This window comes from Nocardia sp. NPDC002869, from assembly GCF_046764065.1.
GTDB classification, from domain to species: domain Bacteria; phylum Actinomycetota; class Actinomycetes; order Mycobacteriales; family Mycobacteriaceae; genus Nocardia; species Nocardia rhamnosiphila.
The window spans coordinates 1-6,735 of sequence record NZ_JBKOOL010000235.1; the positions used below are offsets into that span (position 1 = coordinate 1).

Below are 6,735 nucleotides of genomic sequence, written 5' to 3' on the forward strand. Positions count from 1 at the left end.
CTCATGCCCAGGCGTGAGCCCCCGGGCCCGCCGGCAGCGGCGACATGAGCCGCCCCCAGAATTCGTGCCGGATCGCATCCCAGAGTCCGGCCAGTTCCGGATAGAGTTCGCGCGCTCGCGCGAGATCCGGATAACTGCCGGAGGGAAAGCAGACCACCGGGGAGGCGTCGGCGAGCTTCTCGACCACGACGATGGCGATGGCGTGATCCCGCAGCATCCGCCAGGTGGCGCGAAGCCCGTCGACCTCCGTCCGGCACATTTTCTCCTTCGGCGGCGGGCCGTCGAAGCTTCCGAACCGCTGCGTGGTGAGTGCCAGGCCGGTGGGTGATTCTGCGCCCTGACGAGGTCCCCGGTGCGGGCTCTCGACGCCGCGAGACGGGTGTTCGTGCATGTCGGTCCCTTTCCTGATCGACCGGTGACGCCCGAGGTGACGCCATTGAGTTAATCTAATACCTCTGAAGTCATAGTTCAATGGCTTAGTCGAATTGGAGCGTCGATTTGTCGTCGGAGGCCCCGGGGCGGCGCCGCCTCTCTATTGACTCCATAGTTCATATTTCAAGTTGCACGGCCTAGGATCGATGCATATACCGGTGCACCAGAGGAGTCGCGTTGTCCCAGCAGGAGCGCGCGGGCCTGACCGCGCTCAGCGCTGTTCTGTCACCGCTGGAGGGCAGTGGTCCGAAGACGGAGGCCGTGGTCCAGCGGTTGTCCGCGGCGATCAGCCTCGGGGTGATGGTGGACGGCCAGCAGTTGCCGAGCGAGTTGACCCTCGCCGACCAGCTGGGCGTATCGACGATGACGCTGCGGGAAGCACTGGCCGTCCTCCGCGAGCAGGGCATCGTCCGCACCAAACGAGGACGCGGGGGCGGCAGCTTCATCTGTTCCTCAGCGGAGGCCCTGGAGCACACCGCGTCGGCACGGTTGCAGCAGATGAGTCTCGCGGAATTACGTGACCTCGGGGATGCGCAGTTCGCCATCGCCGGCGCGTCCGCGGTATTCGCCGCCCGCCGCGGCGGCCGGGCCGATATCGCCCGGCTCCATGCCCTGACCGACCGGTTACGGACCAGCACCGAGCCGATCGCGGCCCGGCGGGCCGACAGCCGTTTCCATATCGAGATGGCCGTGTGCGCGCAGTCCACCAGGCTGACCCGCGCCCAGGTCGACCTCCAGGCCGAACTCTCCGCACTGATCTGGCTGCCGCGACTGGAGCTCGATCCGGCCGCCGAGGCGTCGGTCCACAGCGACCTGGTACGCGCCATCGAACGGGAGGATGATGTCGAGGCCCGGAAACTGGCAGAATCGCATAGTGAATCCCGCATCCGTCGACTCGTCGCCCTACGTATGGAGCTCAGTGATCGATGACGGACAATCCAAGACCTCCGACCATCGAATCGCTCGCCTCCGTCGTGGCAGAGCTGGCCGAGCAGATCTTTCTATCGCTGACCACGATAGGGACCGCGCTGACGCGCGTATGGGACGAGGCCACCGCGAACCGGCGGTCCGCCCCCCGTTCGACCGATCTGGCGCGGCTGCGCGAACCCATCGCCCATGAGCTCGAGCAGGTCGGCGGCCTGTTCGACGGGGCGGGCGTGGTCATCGCCGACGGCGTACTCGCCGACCGGCCGCGGTTCCTGGAGTGGTGGCAGGTGCATTCGGCCCACGGACCCCAGCGGCTGAACCCCGAGCTGAACCCGCTCAGCGAATACTTCTACGACTACACCCAGATGGACTGGTATGTGATCCCGCGTGACGAGCGGCGCCGCTGGGTGCACGGACCCTATATCGATTTCGCCTGCACCGACCAATACGTGTGCACGTTCGCGGTGCCGGTCACCACCGCGCCGGGACAGTTCCTCGGAGTAGCCGGCGCCGATGTGCCGGTCGGCGCGATGCAGGAGGTCCTGCTTCCCCGGTTCCGCGCCGCGGGCCCCGCTCTCGTACTCGTCAACGACGAGGGCCGCGTCCTCCTCGCCACCGATCCGGGCCTCCCCCCTGGGTCCAGAACCGGCCGCGTCGGCTGGACCGGTACCGGCGTGCCGATCGACGCGCTTCCGTGGTCGCTGTGCCGGTTGGAGGGCACCACCACCCACTGAGACGGTCACCGTTCGGGCCGGCAACGGTGACCGCGCGCCGGGTGCAGGCTTCAGCGCACGTTCAGATACTCCAGCAGCTCCCCGTGGAGTAAGCCGTTCGACGCGGCCGCGCTGCCACCGAGGGGGCTCGGATTGCCATCGAGGCCGGTGAAGCTCCCACCGGCCTCGGTGACTATGACGGCGCCGGCGGCCATATCGCCCGGGGAGAGCGCCGGGTCGGCGCAGACGTCGACCACCCCCTCGGCGACCATCATGTAGGGCCAGAAGTCGCCGTAGGCGCGCGTGCGCCAGACCGCACGGGACAGCTGCAGCAAGCCGTTCAGCCGGCCGTGCTCCTCCCAGCCCGTGAGGGTGGAGTACGCGAAGGACGCGTCCGGCAGTTTCGACACCCGGGACACACACAGGCGGGAGGCCGAGGAAAGACTACGGCCGGTGAAGGCACCGTGGCCCTGCACGCCCCACCAGCGGCGGCCCAGCGCCGGCGCCGAGACGACGCCGACGACGGGCCGGTAGTCGCCTCCCGACACCTCCAGCAGGGAGATCTGCGTCGCCCACACCGGAACGCCGCGCGCATAGTTCTCGAGGCCGTCGATGGCGTCGACCACCCAGCAGCGGGGGCCGGTGCCGTCCAGGCCCTGCCCCGCACCGAGGACCGCGTCGCGGGGGCGGGCGCGCTGCAGCTGTCCACGGACCAGCTTTTCCACCGCGGCCTGGGTGTCGCTCCATCGGGCCATATCCGGTCTGGTCTCGATATCGAGGTCGAGGGCCTTGAAGTGGTCCATACTCGCCGCGTCGGCGGTGTCCACGAGCACATGGGCGAAGCGGAGGTCGTCGAGGTGGTCCTGCATGAAACGAAGCTATCCGCACCACACGGACGGTGCCACCGGGCCGCACCCGCCGCGGGCGGCGCACCCGCTACCGCTGCTGCGGCCGCGACCTCGAAATATTCCGCGACCCAGCCGCTTCGAACACTCGGCCATCTCCTCGATCACGAGATCCATGGAGGTGACGCGACGCGACGCCGACAGCATCATCCGATCGGCGCCCAGTCCGCGGGCCCGGTCGAGCGCCGCCTCGTCCACGCGCCGCAACGTCGCTCCGAGCACCAGGGAGATCTCCGCGGGGTCCCGCTCGGCCCGAGCAGCCGCGGCATTCATCATGCCGATCGCCGTATCCAGTTCCCCGCCGGCGAAGTCCACACCGTCACGTCCGGCCCACAGCGCGCGCATCACCGCAATGGCCTCGTCGGCGATCTCGCCGCGACGATCGAACCGTCCCCCGCAGGTCTCGACCTCCTCACGCCTCCACCCGAGACCGGCGCAGGATCTGCTCCGGTTCACCACTCGACCCCAGTTCGACCGGGATCACCACACCGAGCTTCATACCCTGCCTCCTGCGCATACACCGGCACGCACGCCGCGCCGCGGACTTCCCGGGAAGCGCATCATGGACGGGTAGCTCCCGGCAGGAATCTCGCGCGGCCGTGCGTGTGGAATTCACGCTCGAGCGCCTGCTCGTCGGCTTCGGTCAGCGGTACGTACTTCGGCGTCCCACGACCCACCCGGTGGAACACCGGTTCGTCACCACGCCACATCTGCGCCTGCAAATCCCGCTCGAGCACCTTGTTCGACCCGGTCACCGGCAATCTCGCCGACACCCGCACGAACCGGGGCGCCGACTTGGTGCCGAGATCGTCCTGACGGGCCAGGAACTCCGCGAACTCGTCCGGATCGAAGTCGGAGACCTCGGCGACCTCGATCGCGGCCATCACCTGATCGTCCGAGCGCGGGTCGGGCACCGCGTACACAACGGTCGCGATGATCTTCGGGTGCCGCCGCAGAATCCGCTCGATCAGCAGCGCCGAGATGTTCTCCCCGTCCACGCGGATCCAGTCGCCTCGCCGATGGCCTCGTCCGGGTTGAGAACCCGGCCGTGCCGGTCGAGTTCCGCCCGGGCACATTCACGCCGGGTCTCCGGGTGCACGACGACGATATCGCTGTGCGCCGGCCGGCCCAGCGCGCCCACGGGTGTGTCCGGGCCGGGCTGCACCGACCCGGCGCCCTCGGACGAGCCGTAACCCTCCAGCAGCTCGGCCCCGAATCGGCGCGCGAACTCCGCCCGGTCCTCCGGCGATGCCTCGGTGCCGAACCCGCGGACGAGGGTGTTGTCGAAATCGTCGGGCCGCTCCGGGGTGGCCATCAGGTAGCTCAACGCCTTGCCCACATAGGTGAAGAATGTGGCGCCGAAGAACCGCACATCCGGCAGGAATCCGGAGGCGGAGAACTTGGGTGTCTTTGTCTCCATGGATCTCGAGCACACGATCACCCGGCCGGCCGCGATCGAGGCGATCAGAGTCCTGATCCTCGCCTATTCCCATCTGATCGATCGGGGCGCGCTCGACGAGGTGGCGGAGCTGTTCGCGGACGCGGTGTACGGCCGGTGTGACGGGGCCGGCGTTCCGATCGGCGAACTCATCGTCGCGGACGCGCGGTCGGTGCGCAGCAATGCGTCGACCACCCGCCGCGCCGCGGCAGTCCCGCGGTCGACCGGCGCGTCCCCCGGCGCCGAGGTCAGCACCGTGCCATCCGGAGAAACATCTACTGTCGGAAGAACATTCGGACCGTGGCTCATCGAACCTCCATGGTGGCGCGGGTAGGCGCCGGTCGATGCCTCGCGGCGTGGCCCGGAGGTTAGTGGTACGCACCGAGAGAGCGGGCGTCGAAGTCCCACCCACCGAAAAGACGGTTCGGTCCAGAGGCGATTCGAGCTGAGAGGGAGAGTACGGAACCTACCGACCGCCTTGCCGTACTCACGCTCTGGCCGGCGCCGCACGGGACCACGGGGTGAGCGCGGTCGTCAGGGGCCGAGCTGGGACAGCGCGAATGCCGTCAGGAAGCCGGACACGGTGATCGGGCCGATCCAGATATGTGCGTGTTCGAACGCTTCCGGGATCATCGTGTCGGCGATCATCGCCAGGATCGCCCCGGCGGCCAACGCGGTGATCGCGGCCAGCACGGTCGCCGACGCACCGCCGAGCAAGCCGTAACCGGCCATCGCCGCCGCGCCGCTGATCACCGCGATACCGGCCCACAGGGTGAACACATACCCGGGGCCGCGGCCGGCCCGGCGCATCCCCGAAGCGCTGGACAGTCCTTCGGGGACATTGCTGATGAACACCGCCGCGACGGTCACGGCACTGACGGCGCCACCCCCGAGCAAGGTGGTGCCGATGACGATCGACTCCGGGATTCCGTCCAGTAACGCGCCCAGGGCGATCGCGGTGCCGGAACCGGATTGTTCGGATTCCGAGGGTTGCTGGTCGCCCGAGCGTTTGCGGTGCCGCGCCCCGCGCCGGGCCAGCACGATATTCGCGAACGTGTAGATCAGTGCCCCGGTGATCGCGCCGAACGCGGTGGGCACCATTCCGCCGCGTTCGTGGGCTTCGGCGATCAACTCGAACGATACGGCCGACAGCAAGACACCGCTGCCGAAGGCCATCACACTGGCGACGATTGCCACCGGTATCCGGGCCAGGTACCCGACCAGGGCGCCCACCAGCAGCGATGAGCCCGCCAGCAGTCCCCAGCCGCCCGCGACCAACACATCCCACACGCGCGAATCGTCTCCTCACACACTGTGCCCCGGGGCACCGCTCATCGAGTCCCCGGCTACCCGCGACGACCGCGGAGAAACCGGCGGCGCTGCCCGGGCACACGAAACCCGGATCATCGGAACGGATTCCGACCGGGCATGCCGGTCCGGGGCAGGCTACGCGGAGGCGACGGTGCCGCGGCGCCGGAAGCCGGCCGGGGTCTCCACGTGCACCCAGCAGCCGCTCGCACCGTCGCCCAGAGCGGCCAGCGGCGGCGGCAGAAACGACGGCGGAGCGAATCGCACGTCGGTGCGCTGCGTCGCCGTGGTGACCACAGCGGCCTGTTCGGGCCCGCTCCATTCGCTGACCCACAACCCGCCCACGATCCGCACCGGGGGTGTAGCGCCATCGGCGAGGGTGACCATCACCGGATCGCCCACATATTCACCCCACACCACCCACCATCGGCCCGGGGTGTTCGAGGCGATCGGACCCGATACGCCGACGGCCATATCCGCGCGCCCCGACCACGGCCGCCACAGCAGCTCGTCCGCGCCGGCCTCGGTCACGATCTCCCCACCCGGCTGCGGCTGTGTGACCCGGAAGCAGCGGTCGGTGCCGCGCCACTGTAATCGCATTCCCGACAGCGGTAACACTTCCGACTCGAGATTCGACTCGTGGTATCCGTTCGCCATCACGGCTCCTCACTCCTGCGCTGCTCCGCTCCTTTACTGCCCCGGAGCGCCGACACCGGCCGTGCTACCCGCCCCTCCTGTTACTAAACCGTGATCATGAAGAGGGCTCAGTGCGGCCCGGTCCACACCGGCCGGCGAAGCCAAGGCCATGGGGCTGTCGGCGACCTTCCGGTTCGCGACGCCGGTGACGGCGAACGGCCCGTCGGCCGCCGGAGGAGAGGGCGGCCGACGGGAGTTCACGGAGTGTTCGGGTCGGCCGGTTCGTCCGATTTCCGTCCACCGGCCATATCGCGGACTTTGTCCGCGGCCGCTGCCGCCAACCCGGCGGTCATCTGGGCTCACGGGCCGGACGGGG

Annotated in this window: 6 protein-coding genes and 4 pseudogenes; 3 read left to right on the forward strand and 7 right to left on the reverse strand. The window is 69.0% G+C overall.

Going from position 1 to position 6,735, the window contains the following annotated elements:
• Position 1 precedes the first annotated feature (1 nt).
• Positions 2 to 259 carry a hypothetical protein gene (locus ACLML9_RS26980; RefSeq protein ID WP_411948146.1) on the reverse strand — a complete coding sequence of 86 codons (258 nt, stop codon included), beginning with the start codon at positions 257 to 259 and terminating at the stop codon, positions 2 to 4.
• 350 nt (positions 260 to 609) lie between these two features.
• On the opposite strand from ACLML9_RS26980, the gene ACLML9_RS26985 reads away from it, so the two are divergent.
• Together ACLML9_RS26985 and ACLML9_RS26990 are read left to right on the forward strand one after the other, a co-directional pair.
• Positions 610 to 1,362 carry a FadR/GntR family transcriptional regulator gene (locus ACLML9_RS26985; protein WP_411948147.1) on the forward strand — a complete coding sequence of 251 codons (753 nt, stop codon included), beginning with the start codon at positions 610 to 612 and terminating at the stop codon, positions 1,360 to 1,362.
• Entirely contained in the window at positions 1,359 to 2,093 is a 735-nt protein-coding gene (locus tag ACLML9_RS26990; RefSeq protein WP_411948148.1) for a cache domain-containing protein, read from the forward strand. The genes ACLML9_RS26985 and ACLML9_RS26990 overlap by 4 nt, the downstream gene beginning before the upstream one ends.
• 50 nt (positions 2,094 to 2,143) lie before the next feature.
• Here ACLML9_RS26990 and ACLML9_RS26995 read toward each other — a convergent pair whose 3' ends face one another.
• From ACLML9_RS26995 to ACLML9_RS27005, 3 genes and pseudogenes are all read right to left on the reverse strand, one after another.
• Positions 2,144 to 2,941 carry an inositol monophosphatase family protein gene (locus ACLML9_RS26995; RefSeq protein ID WP_411948149.1) on the reverse strand — a complete coding sequence of 266 codons (798 nt, stop codon included), beginning with the start codon at positions 2,939 to 2,941 and terminating at the stop codon, positions 2,144 to 2,146.
• Between the two features lie 108 nt (positions 2,942 to 3,049).
• A pseudogene (locus ACLML9_RS27000) lies at positions 3,050 to 3,427 on the reverse strand (LLM class F420-dependent oxidoreductase); the annotation flags it as partial.
• Positions 3,428 to 3,537: 110 nt separating this feature from the next.
• A pseudogene (locus ACLML9_RS27005) lies at positions 3,538 to 4,382 on the reverse strand (AMP-binding protein); the annotation flags it as partial.
• A 13-nt stretch (positions 4,383 to 4,395) separates the two neighbouring features.
• Between ACLML9_RS27005 and ACLML9_RS27010 the strand changes: the two are divergent.
• Positions 4,396 to 4,557 (forward strand): annotated as a pseudogene (locus ACLML9_RS27010) (nuclear transport factor 2 family protein); the annotation flags it as partial.
• A gap of 8 nt (positions 4,558 to 4,565) precedes the next feature.
• Here ACLML9_RS27010 and ACLML9_RS27015 read toward each other — a convergent pair.
• The 3 genes and pseudogenes from ACLML9_RS27015 to ACLML9_RS27025 all read right to left on the reverse strand — a co-directional run.
• A pseudogene (locus ACLML9_RS27015) lies at positions 4,566 to 4,724 on the reverse strand (PaaI family thioesterase); the annotation flags it as partial.
• Between the two features lie 225 nt (positions 4,725 to 4,949).
• Positions 4,950 to 5,705 carry a ZIP family metal transporter gene (locus ACLML9_RS27020; protein ID WP_411948150.1) on the reverse strand — a complete coding sequence of 252 codons (756 nt, stop codon included), beginning with the start codon at positions 5,703 to 5,705 and terminating at the stop codon, positions 4,950 to 4,952.
• Between the two features lie 156 nt (positions 5,706 to 5,861).
• Positions 5,862 to 6,380, reverse strand: coding sequence for a hypothetical protein (locus ACLML9_RS27025; RefSeq protein WP_411948151.1), 519 nt, complete (start codon positions 6,378 to 6,380; stop codon positions 5,862 to 5,864).
• Positions 6,381 to 6,735 lie beyond the last annotated feature (355 nt).

What these genes read in the sequence shown, in the direction of transcription:
- ACLML9_RS26980 (WP_411948146.1), bottom strand. Translation starts at nt 259, where the DNA reads ATGTGCCGGACGGAGGTCGACGGGCTTCGCGCCACCTGGCGGATGCTG.
- ACLML9_RS27025 (WP_411948151.1), bottom strand. Translation starts at nt 6,380, where the DNA reads ATGGCGAACGGATACCACGAGTCGAATCTCGAGTCGGAAGTGTTACCG.
- ACLML9_RS26995 (WP_411948149.1), bottom strand. Translation starts at nt 2,941, where the DNA reads ATGCAGGACCACCTCGACGACCTCCGCTTCGCCCATGTGCTCGTGGAC.
- ACLML9_RS26990 (WP_411948148.1), top strand. Translation starts at nt 1,359, where the DNA reads ATGACGGACAATCCAAGACCTCCGACCATCGAATCGCTCGCCTCCGTC.